This is a genomic window from Streptomyces sp. NBC_00557, from assembly GCF_036345995.1.
Classification (GTDB): Bacteria; Actinomycetota; Actinomycetes; order Streptomycetales; family Streptomycetaceae; genus Streptomyces.
Window position 1 is genome coordinate 154,958 of record NZ_CP107797.1, and the last position, 17,629, is coordinate 172,586.

General features: G+C 70.8%; 14 protein-coding genes and 1 pseudogene. 9 read left to right on the forward strand and 6 right to left on the reverse strand.

The features are described from left to right. The first annotated feature begins 25 nt into the window (after positions 1 to 25). Both OG956_RS39325 and OG956_RS39330 read left to right on the forward strand, forming a co-directional pair. On the forward strand, positions 26 to 976 hold the full coding sequence (locus OG956_RS39325; protein ID WP_330343151.1) for an ACP S-malonyltransferase: 951 nt from the start codon (positions 26 to 28) through the stop codon (positions 974 to 976). 31 nt (positions 977 to 1,007) lie between these two features. Continuing rightward, positions 1,008 to 2,552, forward strand: coding sequence for an AMP-binding protein (locus OG956_RS39330; RefSeq protein WP_330343152.1), 1,545 nt, complete (start codon positions 1,008 to 1,010; stop codon positions 2,550 to 2,552). A gap of 77 nt (positions 2,553 to 2,629) precedes the next feature. On the opposite strand, the gene OG956_RS39335 is transcribed toward OG956_RS39330, so the two are convergent. Continuing rightward, positions 2,630 to 3,370 carry an SDR family NAD(P)-dependent oxidoreductase gene (locus OG956_RS39335; protein ID WP_330343153.1) on the reverse strand — a complete coding sequence of 247 codons (741 nt, stop codon included), beginning with the start codon at positions 3,368 to 3,370 and terminating at the stop codon, positions 2,630 to 2,632. 398 nt (positions 3,371 to 3,768) lie between these two features. On the opposite strand from OG956_RS39335, the gene OG956_RS39340 reads away from it, so the two are divergent. Continuing rightward, positions 3,769 to 4,146, forward strand: coding sequence for a DUF805 domain-containing protein (locus OG956_RS39340; RefSeq protein ID WP_330343154.1), 378 nt, complete (start codon positions 3,769 to 3,771; stop codon positions 4,144 to 4,146). An 87-nt stretch (positions 4,147 to 4,233) separates the two neighbouring features. On the opposite strand, the gene OG956_RS39345 is transcribed toward OG956_RS39340, so the two are convergent. Next, positions 4,234 to 4,617 carry a nuclear transport factor 2 family protein gene (locus OG956_RS39345; RefSeq protein ID WP_330343155.1) on the reverse strand — a complete coding sequence of 128 codons (384 nt, stop codon included), beginning with the start codon at positions 4,615 to 4,617 and terminating at the stop codon, positions 4,234 to 4,236. 352 nt (positions 4,618 to 4,969) lie between these two features. Between OG956_RS39345 and OG956_RS39350 the strand changes: the two genes are divergently transcribed. From OG956_RS39350 to OG956_RS39365, 4 genes and pseudogenes are all read left to right on the forward strand, one after another. Next, positions 4,970 to 6,424 carry an MFS transporter gene (locus OG956_RS39350; protein WP_330343156.1) on the forward strand — a complete coding sequence of 485 codons (1,455 nt, stop codon included), beginning with the start codon at positions 4,970 to 4,972 and terminating at the stop codon, positions 6,422 to 6,424. Between the two features lie 61 nt (positions 6,425 to 6,485). After that, positions 6,486 to 6,776 (forward strand): annotated as a pseudogene (locus OG956_RS39355) (SDR family NAD(P)-dependent oxidoreductase); the annotation flags it as partial. 169 nt (positions 6,777 to 6,945) lie between these two features. After that, a complete protein-coding gene (locus OG956_RS39360; protein ID WP_330343157.1) occupies positions 6,946 to 8,844 on the forward strand; it encodes a 2-oxoacid:acceptor oxidoreductase subunit alpha in 1,899 nt (632 codons plus the stop codon). Further along, positions 8,837 to 9,898: a 2-oxoacid:ferredoxin oxidoreductase subunit beta gene (locus tag OG956_RS39365; RefSeq protein WP_330343158.1), complete on the forward strand. Its 1,062-nt coding sequence runs from the start codon at positions 8,837 to 8,839 to the stop codon at positions 9,896 to 9,898. The genes OG956_RS39360 and OG956_RS39365 overlap by 8 nt, the downstream gene beginning before the upstream one ends. A 358-nt stretch (positions 9,899 to 10,256) precedes the next feature. Here OG956_RS39365 and OG956_RS39370 read toward each other — a convergent pair whose 3' ends face one another. Further along, a complete protein-coding gene (locus tag OG956_RS39370; protein WP_330343159.1) occupies positions 10,257 to 11,306 on the reverse strand; it encodes an alpha/beta fold hydrolase in 1,050 nt (349 codons plus the stop codon). 110 nt (positions 11,307 to 11,416) lie between these two features. On the opposite strand from OG956_RS39370, the gene OG956_RS39375 reads away from it, so the two are divergent. Both OG956_RS39375 and gdhA read left to right on the forward strand, forming a co-directional pair. Next, a complete protein-coding gene (locus OG956_RS39375) occupies positions 11,417 to 12,178 on the forward strand; it encodes a TetR/AcrR family transcriptional regulator C-terminal domain-containing protein (protein ID WP_330343160.1) in 762 nt (253 codons plus the stop codon). Between the two features lie 477 nt (positions 12,179 to 12,655). Further along, the gene (gdhA, locus tag OG956_RS39380; protein WP_330343161.1) at positions 12,656 to 14,011 is read left to right on the forward strand and encodes an NADP-specific glutamate dehydrogenase; all 1,356 of its coding nucleotides are present in this window, start codon (positions 12,656 to 12,658) and stop codon (positions 14,009 to 14,011) included. A gap of 414 nt (positions 14,012 to 14,425) precedes the next feature. Here the strand turns inward: gdhA and OG956_RS39385 are convergent, their stop codons facing one another. The 3 genes from OG956_RS39385 to OG956_RS39395 form a co-directional block, all read right to left on the reverse strand. After that, positions 14,426 to 15,208, reverse strand: a complete 783-nt coding sequence (locus OG956_RS39385) for a GbsR/MarR family transcriptional regulator (protein WP_330343162.1) — start codon at positions 15,206 to 15,208, stop codon at positions 14,426 to 14,428. A 632-nt stretch (positions 15,209 to 15,840) separates the two neighbouring features. Beyond that, positions 15,841 to 16,644 (reverse strand): ABC transporter permease, encoded by an 804-nt coding sequence (locus tag OG956_RS39390; RefSeq protein WP_330343163.1) that lies wholly within the window; start codon positions 16,642 to 16,644, stop codon positions 15,841 to 15,843. Next, positions 16,641 to 17,606 (reverse strand): ATP-binding cassette domain-containing protein, encoded by a 966-nt coding sequence (locus OG956_RS39395; RefSeq protein WP_330343164.1) that lies wholly within the window; start codon positions 17,604 to 17,606, stop codon positions 16,641 to 16,643. Before OG956_RS39395 ends, OG956_RS39390 begins: the two co-directional genes overlap by 4 nt. Positions 17,607 to 17,629: the final 23 nt, after the last annotated feature.

Genomic DNA, 17,629 nt, shown 5'->3' on the forward strand with positions numbered 1-17,629 from the left:
CCGTCACCCCAGCACACTGGGCCGCATGACTGACATCCGGACGAAAAGCGCCCTCGTGTTCCCGGGAATGGGGCCCTCCCCGTTCGCTGAAGTCGGCAAGTTCATGCTTGTCAATCCGTTCGCCCGGAAACTGGTCGCGGCGGCCGACGAAACACTCGGCCGCTCGCTCTTCGACGGTTTCCGGGAAGCGGAGGGCGACTATTCCGTCCACGCCCAGATCGCCTTCTTCGTGAACTGTCTCGCGCTCGCCGAGTGGGCCGAGAACGAATTCGGCGTCGAGCCCTCCTTCGTCACCGGGCCCAGCTTCGGCGGCAAGGCCACCGCCGTCCGCTCGGGCGCCCTGTCCTTCGCCGACGGAGTCCGGCTCACCGAGCGGTTCGCCCACTGCCTCGACGCGTTCTTCGCCGAGGAGTACCCGGAGCAGGTCGCCACCCAGTCCTTCGCCCGCACCCCGCCCGCCGTGCTCGACGAGATCCTCGCCGAACTCACCGCCGAGGAAGAGTGGCACGACGTCACCTGCGTGGTCGACGAGGACTTCGCCATGGTCACCCTGCGTGCCTCCCGGCTGGAGTGGCTCCAGCAGCGGCTGCGCGCCGCGGGCGGCCTCCCGCTGTACGTCATGCGGCCGCCGATGCACTCCGCCGCCTTCGCCGCGCTGCGCCGCCGCGCCGCCGTCGAGGTCATGGACGGCCTGGAGTTCCGCGATCCCACCCTGGCCGTCATCTCCGACCAGGACGGCACTCTGCTGACCACCGGCGAGCAGATCAGGGACATGCTGCTCGACTGCTGCGTCCGTGCGGTCAACTGGCCCACCGCCCTCGGCTCCCTGCGCGACCGGGGCGTCGGCACCCTCTATGTCGCCGGCCAGGACGCCCTGTTCGGCCGGGTCGGCGCCGCCACGAAGAACTTCCGGGTCGTCTCGGCCAACCCTCGCCTGGCCCTGCGCCCCAAGCGCCGCCGCCCGATCGCGGCCTGACCGGCCCGGCCGCGTCCCCTACGGAGGAACCATGACCCAGCAGCACCAGCACGGTGGCCTGCACGAACGTTTCCTGCGCGGGCTGGCCCGGTCCGCCGACCGCCCGGCCCTGCGCATCGGCGCCGAGACGATCACCTACCGCGACCTCCACCGCCAGGCCCTCACCTGGGCGGGATCCGTCGGTGACGCCGATGTCGTCGGCATCCTGGCGGGCAAGACGGTCACGGCGTACGCGGGCATTCTCGGCGCCCTGTACGCGGGTGCCACCGTGGTCCCGCTGCACCCCGACTTCCCCGTGCTCCGCACCCGGCACATGCTCGAACTCTCCGGCGCCGGCGCCGTGATCGCCGACGAGCGCGGCCGGGCCGTCCTGGACGGCCTCGGCGACGACCTGCCCGCCCTGACGGTCGTCGACCCCGTGCCCGCCCGCGCCCTCACCGAGCCGCGCACCGGCACCGCGCCCTCCGACACCGCCTACATGCTGTTCACCTCCGGTTCCACCGGCCGTCCCAAGGGCGTGCCGATCAGCCACGGCAGCACCCGTCACTACTTCGAACTGCTCGACCGCCGTTACGACTTCACCGCTGACGACGTCTTCTCGCAGACCTTCGACCTGAACTTCGACTGCGCGATGTTCGACCTGTTCTGCGCCTGGGGCGCCGGGGCCACCGTCGACGTCACCCCGCAGACCGCCTACCTCGACCTGCCGGCGTACCTCGCCGGACACGGCGTCACCGTGTGGTTCGCCACGCCCAGCGCCATCTCCCTCGTCCGGCGTCTGGGCGGCCTGGCCCCCGGCTCGCTGCCCGGCCTGCGCTGGAGCTTCTTCGCCGGGGAGGCACTGCGGGCGCACGACGCCACCGACTGGCAGGCCGCCGCGCCCGCCTCCACCCTGGAGAACATCTACGGGCCGACCGAGCTGACCGTCACGATCACCGGGCACCGCTGGAACCCGGCGACCTCCCCCGAGCGCTGCGTCAACGGACTGGTTCCCATCGGCACGGTGCACGAGGGGCACGACCACGTCCTCGTCGACGAGGCCGACCAGGAGGTCGCCGTCGAGGGCGAGCTGCTGATCACCGGCCCCCAGCTGACGGCCGGCTACCTCGACCCCGCCGACGACGCCGGCCGCTTCGTGGCACGCGACGGCCGCCGCTGGTACCGCACGGGCGACCGGGTGCGCCGGCTCCCCGACGGCGAGCTGGTCTACCTCGGACGGCTCGACTCCCAGGTGCAGATACAGGGTTGGCGGGTGGAACTCGCCGAGATCGAGCACGTGCTGCGCTCCTGCGAAGGCGTGGAGGACGTGGTGGCCGTCGGCGCCCCCACCCCCTCCGGCACCGAACTCGTCGTCTACTACACCGGAGAGCCCCGCCCCGCCTCCCGGTTCGCCCGCGCCCTGCGCGAACTGCTGCCCAAGGGCATGCAGCCGCGCCACTACGAGCACCTGGCCGAGTTCCCCCTCAACTCCAACCGCAAGGTGGACCGCAAGGAACTCACCCGGCGGTCCACAGCCCTCCTCGACCGCCCCGCCAGGCGCCCCGCGGCCACCGCGACGCCGGGGTCCGCGGGCTGACCCGGGACCCGCCCCGGCCGGGGCGGGCAGGCGCCGAGGCCCACCACCTGAGCGGCCGAACGCCCGCACCCGGCGGATCAGATCATGAACCCGCCGTCCACGGCGATCGCCGTGCCCGTGATGAACCGTCCGCCCTCCCCGGCGAGATGGACGACGGTGGTGGCGATCTCCTCCGGGGTGCCGTAACGGCCCACCGCGGTCATCCGGGCCTGCAACTCCCCGCCGGGCCCCCCGGCCGGATTCATCTCCGTGTCCGTGGGACCGGGCTGCACCAGCACAGCCGTGATCCCCCGCCCGCCCAGATCGCGGGCCAGGCCCTTGGTCATGCCGGTGAGCGCGGCCTTGCTCATGGCGTACAGCGTCATGCCGGAGGAGGACACCCGCTCGGTGACACATGTGCCGATGCTGATGATGCGGCCGCCCGGGCCCATGTACGCCGACGCCGCCTGCGCGGCGAGGAAGGGCCCGCGCGCGTTGACCGCCATGGCTCGGTCCAGCTCCTCCGTCGTCACCGCCTCCAGCGGCCCCCAGGGCAGCACGCCCGCGTTGTTGACAAGGATGTCGAGGCCGCCGAAGACCTCGGCCGTGTGGTCCACGGCGGCCCGCACCGCGGCCGGATCCGCACTGTCGGCATGGACGGTGACGGCGTGCCCGCCCTCGGCCGCGATCTCCTTGGCGATCTTCTCGGCACCTTCCGCGTCCCGGTGGTAGGTCAGAGCCACCGATGCGCCCTCGGCCGCCAGCCGTTTGGAAACGGCGGCGCCGATCCCACGGCTGCCGCCGGTCACCAGTGCCACTTTTCCGGTCAGTTCACGCATTGTGGGGGGTTCTCCGTTCGTGTTCGTCCCATGGGGGCAACGACCCGGCCCAGGGGTGGACTGCCCCCTCGAAGGCAAACACTCGGCAATGCGCGGGGCAAGGCGCCCCGGAACCGGCGAGCGTCTGGGGGCCACGACAGGGGTTGCGCGGAGGAATGCCGCCGCACAAGAGACAGGCAGCACCATTCCGCCTCGTCCCGGACAGCCGACGGTGGCCGGGGTCACCCCTGACCCCGGCCACCGTGAACCGCGATTCTCCACAACGGATCGAGCCCCGCTCGACGCGCGGTCGGCTCCCGTCCCACGGGCGACCTCTTCGCTCGAGCGGAAAACGAGCGGTGGCTGAGACAGTCTCCACGCGAGCCCGCTGACGTCTCCCGAGCAGTGAGGAGCCCCGCATGCACTGGTACACCGACGTGCTACGCAAGTACACCCTCTTCGAGGGCAGGGCGGCCCGCGAGGAGTACTGGGCGTTCACGCTGATCAGCGTGATGCTCGCGTTCACCCTGGCCGGCGTCGAGACCGCCATCGGGATCAGGCCGGTGCTCACCGCCGCCTACTCACTGGCGGTGCTCCTGCCGTCCATGGCCGTGGCCGTGCGCCGGCTGCACGACACCGGCCGCACCGGCTGGTGGCTGCTTCTCGCCCTGATTCCCGTCGCTGGAGCGATCGTGCTGATCATCTACCTCGCGGGCGACTCCGATCCGAAGACCAACGCCTACGGGGTTCCCGCCGCAGCCGGCCCGATGGGAACGGGCCGGGCGGCCACGGGCTGACCGGCCGGCCCGGTCCCCGCCGGTGCCGTGGCCCGCACGTCAGCCGGCGGCCCTGCCCCCAGGCCGGCCGGTGACTCCGCCCGTGCGTCAGTCGGTGATCTGGCTCGCGTGAATGGCGAGGACGCGCCACCCCTGCTCGGTGTGCACCCATGTGCGGGTGTAGCGCAGCTGCGTGACGTACTCGTAGCCGGCGTAGGAACCGGCGACGGTCAGCAGGGCCCGGGTGATGCCCGTGCTCCCCTCCACGATCACCTGTGCCGGTTCCACCTCCTCCAGCTTGTTGATGACCAGCGTGCCGTCTCGGAAGGACTCCAGATCCTGGGCCTTGGGGACCAGGGTGCCCTCGGGATCGACCCGGATGGACCGGTCGTCGAGTATCGCGTCCATCTCCACCACATCGCAGCCGCGGTGCGCCGCCTGCAGCCTGTGCTCCGCCGCGAGCAGTTCGTCGATCGGACCGTGTGCGGACATGGCGTCCCTCATCTCTTGTCGTCCGTGATGAGCCGCGTACGGCGGCTCTGCCTCGCATTCTGCGGAGCGCGGCGGCGGGCGGGCTACGCGCGCGGACCCCGCTCCTCGGTTTAAGGGTCACGCGCCTCAGCCCCTGCGTTTTCGGCCGGATTTAGGGGCCGCCTCGAGCGGGGACCCGGACGGCCCCGAGCCATGATCGACCGCGCCCGGCGAGGCTCGCAGGCAGCGCGGCCCCGCACGGCCCGCCGCTCCACCAGGACTCCAGTGGCGCTCAGTCGCGCGGTGGAACCCTCCCTTCGAATGCGCATCGTGCGCTGTCCCATGACATGCCAGAGTCCTGAGCGGAGTCGCCATGAGCACTACTTCCACCCGGTCAGCTCCCGCCAGCGGAGCTATCGTCGGCGTACTCGCTGCGGCCGGAATCATGGTCTCGCTGATGCAGACCCTGATCGTTCCTCTGATCCCCAAGCTGCCCGAGCTCCTGCACACCACGGCATCCAACGCCTCGTGGTCCATCACCGCGACGCTGCTCGTCGGCGCCGTGGCGACTCCGGTGGCCGGCAGGCTCGGCGACCTCTACGGAAAGCGCCTCATCCTCAACATCAGCCTCGTCGTGATGAGCGTGGGCTGCCTGGTCTGCGCCGTGTCCCACTCCCTGACGCCGATGGTGGTCGGTCGAGCGCTGCAGGGCTTCAGCATGGGCGTCATCCCGCTCGGCATCAGCGTGATGCGTGACGTCCTGCCGAAGGAGAAGCTCGGCCACGCGATGGCCATCATGAGCTCGTCGCTCGGCATCGGCGGCGCCCTGGGCCTGCCGATCGCGGCGGTCGTGGCCGAGAAGACCAACTGGCACGTGCTGTTCTGGGGCTCGGCGGCGCTCGGCGTCGTCGTTCTCCTCCTGACCCTGCTGATCGTGCCCGCCGTCGAGGCCCGCGGTACCGGTACCTTCGACGGCATCGGCGCCGTCGTCCTCTCCGCCGGCCTGGTCTGCCTGATGCTGGCCATCTCCAAGGGCGGCGACTGGGGCTGGGCCTCGCACACCACGCTCGGCCTGTTCGCCGCCTCCGCCGTGCTGCTGCTGGCCTGGTCGGCATGGGAGCTGCGGATCTCCTCCCCGCTCATCGACCTGCGCACGTCCGCGCGTCGGCCGGTGCTGATGACCAACCTGGCCTCGATCGTGGTCGGCTTCGCCATGTACTCCAGCCAGCTGATCATTCCTCAGCTGCTGCAGCTGCCCAAGGCCACCGGCTTCGGCCTCGGCCAGTCGATGCTCGCCTCCGGCCTGTGGATGGCGCCCTCCGGCATCGTCATGATGGTCGCCTCGTCCTACGCGGCGAAGATCTCCGCGGCCCGCGGCCCGAAGGTGGCGCTGCTCGCCGGCTCCCTGGTGATCGCCGGCGGCTACGCGCTGGCGCTGCCGCTGATGGAGAACGTCTGGGGTGTCCTCGTCTTCAGCTGCGTCGTCACGGTCGGCGTCGGCTTCGCCTTCGCCTCCATGCCGGCCCTCATCATGAGCTCGGTGCCGCTCACCGAGACCGCCGCCGCCAACGGCCTCAACAGTCTGATGCGGGCCATCGGCACCTCCACGTCGTCCGCCGTGGTCGGCGTGATCCTGGCCCACATGACCACCAAGCTCGGCCCGGTGGCCCTGCCGTCCGAGAACGGCTTCCGCACCGTCCTGCTGGTCAGCGCCGGTGTGGCGGTCCTGGCCGCGCTGGTCGTCCTCGCCATCCCCGGCCGTGAGCGCGTCGCCGCTGCCAAGCAGGCGGTGGCCCAGCCCCTCAAGGCGGACGCGGCCGCCAACTGACCACCGCAGGCAACGTACGACTCGCGGGCCGCACCGGGTTCTCCGGTGCGGCCCGCACTGAATGCACCGGGGTACCGGACACGGCCGGCAGGAGCGGAACCATGGTGAGCTGACCGGCAGGACGGCACTGGTGACGGGCGCGTCGCGCGGCATCGGCCGGGCCATCGCACTGCGGCTGGCCGCCGAGGGCGCACACGTCGCCGTGCACTACGGCAGCGATGAGCAGGCCGCCGCCGACACCGTGGAGCAGACCGAGAAGGCGGGCGGCCGGGCCTTTCCCGTGCGGGCCCGATTCGGCGAACAGAACGCGGTGGACCGTCTGTTCGCGCAGCTCACCCCCGACCTCGACGGACGTGAGGGGCCTGCCGAGAAGGTCCGGCCGGCGGTCGACGGCGAGTAAGGGCGTGCCGTACGCGGGCACGAGCGCCCCTCTAACGAGTCTGGCTAGCGTCCGGCCAGGTGCACGACTCATCCGGCGCCGCCCAGGGCTGTCCTCCGTACCGACAGGAGCCGATACGCGTATGTCTGTGGAAACCACCGCGGCACCCGTGACGGGGAGGCCGCCCACCAAGGAGACCCGCCGTGTGGGCCAGGTCGTCATCCGGTTTGCGGGGGACTCGGGTGACGGTATGCAGCTCACGGGTGACCGGTTCACCTCGGAGACCGCGTCGTTCGGCAACGACCTTTCGACGCTGCCGAACTTTCCCGCCGAGATCCGTGCTCCGGCCGGCACTCTGCCCGGTGTGTCGTCGTTCCAGCTGCATTTCGCCGACCACGACATCCTCACCCCGGGTGACGCGCCGAACGTGCTGGTCGCGATGAACCCGGCCGCGCTGAAGGCGAACATCGGCGATCTCCCGCGGGGTGCGGAGATCATCGTCAACACCGACGAGTTCACCAAGCGCGCCCTGCAGAAGGTCGGCTACGACGTCTCCCCGCTGGAGGACGGCACACTCGACGGCTACAGCCTGCACCCGGTGCCGCTGACCACGCTGACGGTGCAGGCGCTGAAGGACTTCGACCTGTCCCGCAAGGAGGCCGAGCGCAGCAAGAACATGTTCGCCCTCGGTCTGCTGTCGTGGATGTACCACCGGCCCACGGAGGGCACGGAGAAGTTCCTGAAGGCCAAGTTCGCGAAGAAGCCCGAGATCATGGCGGCGAACATCGCCGCGTTCCGGGCGGGCTGGAACTTCGGGGAGACGACGGAGGACTTCGCGGTCTCCTACGAGGTCGCCCCGGCGGCCGCCGCGTTCCCGACCGGTACCTACCGCAACATCTCCGGCAACCTGGCCCTGGCCTACGGCCTGATCACCGCCTCGCAGCAGGCCGATCTGCCGTTGTTCCTGGGCTCGTATCCGATCACCCCGGCCTCGGACATCCTGCACGAACTGTCCAAGCACAAGAACTTCGGGGTGCGCACCTTCCAGGCGGAGGACGAGATCGCCGGGATCGGCGCGGCGCTGGGCGCGGCCTTCGGCGGCTCCCTGGCGGTGACCACCACCTCCGGCCCCGGCATCGCGCTCAAGAGCGAGACGATCGGGCTGGCGGTGTCTTTGGAGTTGCCGCTGCTGGTGGTGGACATCCAGCGGGGCGGGCCGTCGACGGGGCTGCCGACCAAGACCGAGCAGGCGGACCTGTTGCAGGCGATGTTCGGCCGCAACGGTGAGGCGCCGGTGCCGATCGTGGCGCCGAAGACTCCGGCGGACTGCTTCGATGCGGCCCTGGAGGCGGCGCGGATCGCGCTGACCTACCGCACCCCGGTCATGCTGCTCTCGGACGGGTATCTGGCCAACGGGTCGGAGCCGTGGCGGATCCCGGACCTTCAGGAGCTGCCCGACCTGCGGGTGCAGTTCGCCTCCGGCCCCAACCACACCCTGGACGACGGCACCGAGGTGTTCTGGCCGTACAAGCGTGATCCGCAGACGCTGGCGCGGCCGTGGGCGGTCCCGGGCACGCCGGGGCTGGAGCACCGTATCGGCGGGATCGAGAAGCAGGACGGCACCGGGAACATCTCCTACGACCCGGCCAACCACGACTTCATGGTCCGCACCCGGCAGGCCAAGGTCGACGGCATCGCCGTCCCGGACGTGGAGGTCGACGACCCGCACGGCGCGGCCACGCTGGTGCTGGGCTGGGGCTCGACGTATGGGCCGATCACGGCGGCGGTACGCAGGCTGCGCGCGGCCGGAGCCTCCATCGCGCAGGCGCACCTGCGTCACCTCAACCCCTTCCCGCGGAATCTGGGCGAGGTCCTGGGCCGGTACGACACGGTGGTGATCCCGGAGATGAACCTCGGGCAGCTGGCCACCCTGATCCGGGCGAGGTACCTCATCGACGCCCGCTCCTACAACCAGGTCAACGGCATGCCGTTCAAGGCGGAACAGCTCGCCAAGGCGCTGAAGGAGGCCATCGATGACTGACGCCGGCAACGGACTGCTGCAGCTGGTCCCCAAGGCCGAGGCCAAGCAGTCGATGAAGGACTTCAAGTCCGACCAGGAGGTGCGCTGGTGCCCGGGCTGCGGTGACTACGCCATCCTGGCCGCCGTGCAGGGCTTCATGCCCGAACTCGGGCTGGCGAAGGAGAACATCGTCTTCGTCTCCGGCATCGGCTGCTCCTCCCGCTTCCCGTACTACATGAACACCTACGGGATGCACTCCATCCACGGCCGCGCCCCCGCCATCGCCACCGGCCTGGCCACATCCCGCCGCGACCTGTCCGTGTGGGTGGTCACCGGCGACGGCGACGCCCTGTCCATCGGCGGCAACCACCTCATCCACGCCCTGCGCCGCAACGTCAACCTCAAGATCCTGCTGTTCAACAACCGCATCTACGGCCTCACCAAAGGCCAGTACTCCCCGACCTCCGAACTCGGCAAGATCACCAAATCGACGCCGATGGGCTCCCTGGACGCCCCGTTCAACCCCGTCTCCCTGGCAATCGGCGCAGGTGCCTCCTTCGTGGCCCGCACCATCGACTCCGACCGCAAACACCTCACCGAGGTGCTGCGCGCCGCCGCCGCGCATCCGGGGACCGCCCTGGTGGAGATCTACCAGAACTGCAACATCTTCAACGACGGCGCCTTCGAGGTCCTCAAGGACAAGCAGCAGGCCGAGGAGGCCGTGGTCCGCCTCGAGCACGGGCAGCCGATCCGCTTCGGCACCGACGGAGGGCGCGGGGTCGTCCGCAACCGTCAGACCGGTGACCTGGAGGTCGTCACCGTGACCGCGGACAACGAGGCGGACATCGTCGTCCACGACGCGCACTCCGCGTCCCCGACCACCGCCTTCGCCCTGTCCCGGCTCGCCGACCCCGACACCCTGCACCACACCCCCATCGGTGTGTTCCGCTCGGTCGACCGGCCCGTCTACGACACCGCCATGGCCGACCAGCTCGACACCGCGATCGAGCAGAAGGGCAAGGGCGACCTCGCCGCCCTCCTCGCCGGCGGCGACACCTGGACCGTCATCGGCTGACGACGGAGGCGTCGCCTCCTCAGGCGGCCGCCACGGCCTGCGCCGCCGGTGTCCGCATCACGCGGTGGGCCGTGAGCAGGCTGGTGCCGAGCGTGACCGCGGCGGACACCGCCACCACCGCGAGCCACGTGCGGGGCCCAGCGCCCGTCTGCGGAGGTGTACCCAGCACCACGACGGCACTGGCGCCGACCCGAACTCCTCGTCCTGGCAGGCGACTTCGGGCCTGTCGGCCTTCCGGGCAGCGCCCGCTGGGCCGCCGCCGCTTCGCCCACATTCGGGGAGAGGAGCCCTGACGACCCCGCGGCCGATCAGCGGCGTGCCCCACGCACGGCCGCGAGTGCCGCGGCGACCTCCCGGATCACCGTGCCGCAGGTCGCCCCGCGGACCGCCGTCCTGCCTCTCCGGTCACCACCGGCCGCACCTTGTCCAGCATCAGCTCCAGGAACTGGTCGGGGTGGCGGAAGGACGCGAAATGGCTCGCGTCCCGGATGAGGGCGAAGTCCTTGACCGGCGCGGTGACTTCCGCCCAGTAGCGGCGGGCCGGCTCCGGCGGGGTGAGGACGTCGCAGTCGCCCTGGAAGAGGAAGAAGGGGATGCGGAAGGCGGTCCCGTCGGCGTATTCGTCGATCGTCGTCCCCTGCGGGCCGAGCTGCTCGGAGAAGTTCATCCCCTTCAGATAGGCGCGCAGGCCGCGCAGGGTGTGGAACGGGGAGAACCACAGGGAGCGGATGACGACCGTCTTCATGGTTTCGTAGGTCAGCGGGTCGGTGGTGACCACGGTCTTCGCGTACTCCGACCACTCCTGCGGCGACCAGGCCGAGCGGTCCGGGCCGATCGACACCATCCGCGCCAGTTCCTTGCGCTTGCCCGCCTTCTCCAGCCGGGCCAGCAGCGCCTCGTACCCCGAGGTGTTGCGGCCGCCTTCCATGATGTTCTGGTCGGTGCCGACGTACGCCGAGTACAGCTCGGGGTGGTTGCGGGCCAGACGCAACCCGGTGACCGTACCGAAGCTGTTGGCGACGAGGAGGAGGCGGTCCACGCCGAGGCGGGCGCGGATGTGCTGGGTGACCTCCAGAGCGTCCTGGTAGACGCGGTCGAGGGTCATCTCGCCCTGGCCTTCGGCGCCGCCCGCCGCGTAGGTCTTGCCGGCTCCCCGCATGTCCCATCGGACGATCGTGAAGTGCCGCTCCCAGGCGCGGGTGCGCGGGGCGAAGACGAGGTTGGAGGCGCCGGGGCCGCCGTGTACCTCCAGGATCACCGGGTTCGACAGGTCCTCTCCCCGGATCGAGATCCACTGGTCGATGCCGCCGATGCGCACGTAGGAGGACTCGTCGATGCCGTTCGCAGTGGTGATCGCGAGCTTCTTGGCGAGCGCGCGGCGCTTCAGCGCCCGGTAGGTCAGCAGCATGGTGTTCCCCCAAAAACTGTTTACGTCGTCAGCAGATGTGTTTACGGTATATACAGTTGTTGGGTGGAGTCAACAGGCGTCGCCCCAGCGGACGTCGAAGAGGAGGTCCCATGGCCAGCCGTAAGGCCAAGGAACAGCACAAATCGCGCGACCCCCGGGTGAGCCTCGCGCTGCTGTGGGGGGAGAAGGAACCACCCACCCGGGGCCCCAAGCCGAGCCTCACCCCGCAGCGGATCGCCGCCGCCGCCGTCGCGCTCGCGGACGCCGAAGGGCTGGATGCGCTCTCCATGAACAAGGTCGCCGCCGGATTCGGCCTGTCGGCCATGGCCCTGTACCGGTACGTCCCGGGCAAGACCGAACTCGTCGAGCTGATGGTGGAGTCGGTGCTGGCCGAGGCCCCCGACCTGTCCGGGGTGCCGGACGCCGACTGGCGGGCCGCCGTACGCGAGTGGACCCGGCAGTGCGCCCGCGTCTACACCGCCCACCCCTGGCTGCTTTCCGCCACCGCGATGCGCCGCCAGAAGATGGGCCCCCACCAGCTGCGCTGGCTCGACGCGGCACTCGCCGCCCTGGAACCCACCGGCCTCGGAGGCGCCCAGCGCCACCAGATCTTCCTGCTGCTGATCGGCCTCGTCCGCAACCTGGCCCAGCAGCAGGGCGACTACGACGAGGAACACGACCGGGAGTGGAACCAACTCACCGCCGAACTGCTCGCGCGGCATGCCGACCGCTACCCCGCCCTGACCAAGGCGGTCGCCGAGGGCGCCTTCGACCCCGATGGCACAGACCTCCTGGAATTCGGCCTCGCCCGCATCCTCGACGGCGTCGACGCCCTGATCAGTCCCGGGCGACCGCCTCGCGAGGTGCGGTGATTCCTGTAGTTGAAGAGGCGCACTGCTCTGACGGGGCCGTGGACCGACCTCGCCAAGGGCCGGGGTCCGAGCCCGGGCGACTGCATCGCCTCGCCCGTGCGGGACGACGCCGGCGGTCCGCGGCGGCGCGGCCCGCGGACGACGACCGCGCCGCCGGAGCGCATGGCGCGTGACGGAGCTGCACATCGAGGCCGCCAGATCATCCAGCCGTGCCCATCTCACAGCGCGGCACGGCCCGCACGACACCGGTCGTCTCCCACTCCGGCGACGCCTTAGCCGACGGCGCCAGGGTGGGGGAACCGCGCGGCACGGGACGCGGCAGCTGGCAGCCCGAAGTGAGTCAGGACCGCCCTCGAGCCGTACAACGGACCGTCCAACGAACCGGGTGCGCCGGAGGGCGACGGCCGGCCCCGACGAGCCGCCGCCTGCGCCCGGCCCCGCGCACCCGCCCGCTCGACCCGGCTGAAAGAGGTTGCCATGACAGCAGCATCCGCACGCGAAAGGCTCGACGCCGTTTACGCCGAGGTCGTCCGCCGCAACCCCGCGGAGCCGGAGTTCCATCAGGCCGCGCGGGAGGTCCTGGAGTCCCTGGCACCAGTGGTGGCGGCACGACCCGAGCTGGCGGAGGCAGCCGTCGTCGAACGGATCTGTGAGCCGGAGCGGCAGGTGCTGTTCCGGGTCCCATGGGTGGACGACACGGGCCGGGTGCGCGTGAACCGGGGCTTCCGGGTGGAGTTCAACAGCGCCCTCGGCCCCTACAAGGGCGGCCTGCGCTTCCACCCCTCGGTGAACCTCGGCATCGTGAAGTTCCTGGGCTTCGAGCAGATCTTCAAGAACGCGCTGACCGGCCTCGGCATCGGCGGCGGAAAGGGCGGCAGCGACTTCGACCCGCGCGGCCGCTCGGACGCCGAGGTGATGCGGTTCTGCCAGTCCTTCATGACGGAGCTGTACCGGCACATCGGCGACCGTACGGACGTGCCCGCTGGGGACATCGGCGTGGGCGGCCGGGAGATCGGCTACCTGTTCGGGCAGTACCGGCGGATCACCAACCGGTGGGAGGCGGGCGTCCTGACCGGCAAGGGCGTGGGCTGGGGCGGCTCGGCGGGACGGGTGGAGGCCACCGGATACGGCAATGTGCTGTTCGCAGCCGAGATGCTGCGCCGGCGAGGCGAGGACCTGCCGGGACAGCAGGTGCTGGTGTCCGGTTCCGGCAACGTCGCCCTGTACACCGTCGAGAAGCTGCACGAGCTGGGTGCGCGGGCGATCACGGTGTCGGACTCCGGCGGTTACGTCGTGGACGACAAGGGCATCGACCTCGACCTCCTCAAGCAGGTCAAGGAGGTCGAGCGGGGCCGGGTGCGGGACTACGCCGAACGCCGTGGCAGCTCGGCGGTGTTCGTGCCGGGCGGCTCGGTGTGGGAGGTCCCGGCCGATGTGGCGCTGCCGTCGGCGACGCAGAACGAGTTGGACGCCGACGGTGCGCTGGCGCTGGTGCGGGGCGGGGTGAAGGCGGTGTCGGAGGGCGCCAACATGCCGGTGACTCCGGCGGCGGCCGGCGTGCTGCGGGACGCCGGGGTGGCGTTCGGGCCGGGCAAGGCGGCAAACGCCGGCGGTGTCGCCGTCAGCGCGCTGGAGATGCGGCAGAACAGCGGCCGCGAGTCCTGGTCCCGGCAGCGCGTGGAGAGCGAACTGGCCACGGTCATGCGCGAGATCCACGACCTGTGCTGGCACACCGCCGAGCGCTACGGCGTGCCCGGTGACTATGTGGCCGGCGCGAACATCGCGGGCTTCGAACGGGTGGCGGAGGCGATGCTGGCGCAAGGAGTGGTGTGAGGCCCCGAAGCCGGGCCCACCGGCCGCCGGAGCACCGGCCCAGCCGGCCCTTCAGGGACCCCCGGTCGAGACCGTGTGGACCGGACAACCCCGCTGCCTCCGCCCACGGCACCATGGGCTCGGGCGCCCCGTCCGACGAACCGTGCGCTCCGCCGGCCTTGGCCGGGGGAAGGGACACGCCGTCATGACACCCACACCCAGCGGTCGCTTGCGCCGAGGCCGTGCCGCGGCCCCGCCGCGTCGGCCGCCATCGCCCTCGCCACCGCACTCACCACCGGCGGCTGCGAGGCCGCCCACCGCACGCCGGACTGTGTACGCACCGCCAATGCCATCGACGACAGCGTCGCCGACCTGCGCTGCCTGTGCACTGCTCGGGCCCTGTCTCCCCCGTCTCCGTCCGCTTCGGCGGCCGGCTCACGCGGAGGCGGTCGGTGCGGTCGTGTGTCCGTCGTCCGGCTTCGGGCTGGTGGTGTCGTCCGGAGTCGTTTCGGTGCTGGTGTGAAGGACGGCGCGGGCCTGTTCGGCGGCGCGGATGAGTGCTTCGCCGACGAAGTCGAGGAAGCGGGCGGCGTTTTCGAGGCGGGTGGCGGCCGGGGTGCCGCGGCCGAGGACGGCGACGCCTTCGCGTGCGGTTTCGATGAACTGGTCGTTGGCCCGTATGCTCTGGATCATCGACTGGTACCACAGGTTGTCGTCGACGACGTAGCGCTCGCGGCGGCGTTCGTCGCGTTCCCGGCGGACGAGGTCCAGGCTCGCCAGGAACGTGATCGCTTTGGAGATGGACGCCGGGCTCACCTGGAGGCGCTGGGCGAGTTCCGAAGCGGTGAGGCTGCCGGAGTCGGTGGTGTAGAGACAGCCCAGCACCCGGGCCATCATCTTGGGCAGACCCGAGGCCATGAAGACGGTCGTGAGGGTCTCCTGGTACGCCGCCACGGCTTCGGCGTCGCGTCCGTAGGGCTGCTCGGGCGCCTGCTTACCCTGGGGCGTGGCCTGCCTGCGCCGGCGGGTGCGCTGCTGGGTAGCGCGTTGCGCCAGGTCGGCGCGGTAGGCGGTGGGGCCGCCGTTGCGCATCACCTCACGCGTGATCGTCGAGGTCGGGCGGCCCAGACGCCGGGCGATCTCGGCATAGGGGAGGCTGTCGGCCAGCCCCAGCGCGATCTGCTGGCGTTCGGCCTGGGTGAGCCTGCCTCCCGGCATCGGTGCACTCCTTCACGCGCCACGGGCGCCCACGGTGCTGCCCGGTTTTCCCTGACGCCTCCACCATAGCGTTCATCTTCACCACGTTGCAATGATCGGGAACGTGGTTGTTGCATTAAGTGAGATGCCATTGCAACGATTGCTGCGCTTTTGCCTGGAGGAATGCAAGTCCAGTGCAAATAATTCCTTGCCCATATCCAGAATGCAACGTAGCGTTTCCGACTTTGGGAAACGCTGGGCTGTCAGCCAAGAGGAGGCATCCGGTTCGTCGCCGCCGTCGGCGTCTCTGCCGTGCTGGACGCCGGCACCGGCCACGGCCGCATCAGCAACTCCCTCAAGAACGACGGCACCGCCGGACTCGACATCCGCGCCACCACCTCCCGCGGCGACATCACCGCCCGCAGCCTGTGACGGACCACGTCGCTCGGCCCGGCCGGCAGAGCTCGCGCAGGCTCCGTCCCGTCAGGTCACGCAGCTGCCGCGGTTGCCCGCCAACTCCTCGCGCACGCCAATCCTTTCTGCCGATGCACGCCGATCCTGTACACAACAGGGGCGGCGTACTCCGGCGTGGTGCCGGTGTACGCCGCCCTGGGTGGAACGGGGTGCGGGAAGTGGCCCGCCGCGTCATCGCGTTACTTCGCGTCCTGGTGGAACTTCGCCGTCGACCAGCGGTAGCCGAGCACCGCGAGGCCGAGGCACCAGGCGAGGGCGATCCACCAGTTGTCGCCGATGTGGGTGCCGAGCAGCAGCCCGCGCAGGGTCTCGATGGTGGGGGTGAAGGGCTGGTAGTGGGCGATGGGCTGGAACCAGCCGGGCATGGAGTGCAGCGGGACGAACGCGCTGGACAGCAGGGGGAGCAGGATCAGGGGCATGGCGTTGTTGCTGGCGGCCTCGGCGTTGGGGCTGACCAGGCCCATGCCGACCGCGATCCAGGTGAGCGCCAGGGCGAACAGGACGATCAGGCCGAGCGCCGCGAGCCAGTCCAGGACGGTGGCGTCGTGGGAGCGGAAGCCGATGGCGACGCCGACGGCGCCGACGAGGACCACGCTCAGCACCGACTGCAGGACGCTGCCGACGACATGTCCGATGAGGATGGAGCCGCGGTGGATGGCCATGGTGCGGAAGCGGGCGATGATGCCCTCGCTCATGTCGGTGGAGACGGACACCGCGGTGCCGATGGTGGTGGAGCCGACGGTCATCAGCAGGATGCCGGGCACGAGGTAGGCGATGTAGGCCGAGCGGCCTGCGCCGCCGCTCATCGCGTCGCCGAAGATGTAGACGAACAGCAGCAGCAGCATGACCGGCGTGAGCAGCAGGTTCAGCGTGAGGGAGGGGTAGCGCCGGGCGTGCAGCAGGTTGCGGCGCAGCATGGTGGAGGAGTCGCGCACGGCGAGGGAGAACCGGGCCGGGCGGGCGGGGGCCAGGGGAGCGCTCATCGCAGGGTCTCCTTGGGCTGGTTCGGCTGGCTGGGCACGACGGCGCTGTCGGTCAGCGCGAAGAACACGTCGTCGAGGTCGGGGGTGTGCACGGTCAGTTCGTCGGCCTCGATGCCGGCCGAGTCCAGCCAGTCGAGGAGGGAGCGCAGCTCGCGCTGGGTGCCGCCGCTGGGGATCTGCAGGGCCAGCGCCTCGTCGTCCCGGGTGACCTCGCGCAGGGCGGAGGCGGCGGACCGGTAGGCGGCCGGGTCGGTGAAGCGGAGCCGGACGTGTCCGCCCGGGACCAGCCGCTTCAGCTCCTCGGCGGTGCCCTCCGCGGCGATCTTCCCGTCGTGCAGGACGGCGATGCGGTCGGCGAGCTGGTCGGCCTCCTCCAGGTACTGGGTGGTGAGGAAGACGGTGGTGCCGCCGGAGACCAGCTCGCGGATGATGCCCCACATGGTGTGGCGGGAGCGCGGGTCGAGGCCGGTGGTCGGCTCGTCCAGGAAGATGATCCGCGGGTCGCCCACCAGGGTCATGGCGATGTCCAGGCGGCGCTTCATGCCGCCGGAGTAGGTGGAGGCGGGCTTCTTCGCGGCCTCCACCAGGTCGAAGCGCTCCAGCAGTTCGGCGGCGACCCGCCGGCCCTCGGCCTTGGGCAGGTGGTGCAGGTCGGCCATGAGGAGCATGTTCTCCTCTCCGGTGATCAGCCCGTCGACGGCGGAGAACTGCCCGGTGACGCCGATCGCGGCGCGCACGGCCTGGGCGTCGGTGGCGAGGTCGTGGCCGGCGACGCGCAGGTCGCCGGCGTCGGCGGTGATGAGGGTGGAGAGGATCTTGACGGCGGTGGTCTTGCCGGCGCCGTTCGGGCCGAGCAGGGAGAAGATCGTGCCTTCCGGCACGGCCAGGTCGATGCCGTCGAGCACGACCTTGTCGCCGTAGGACTTGCGCAGCCCGTTCGCCGCGATGGCCAGCGTTCGCATGAGAGGTGCTCCTTCGGGTGCGG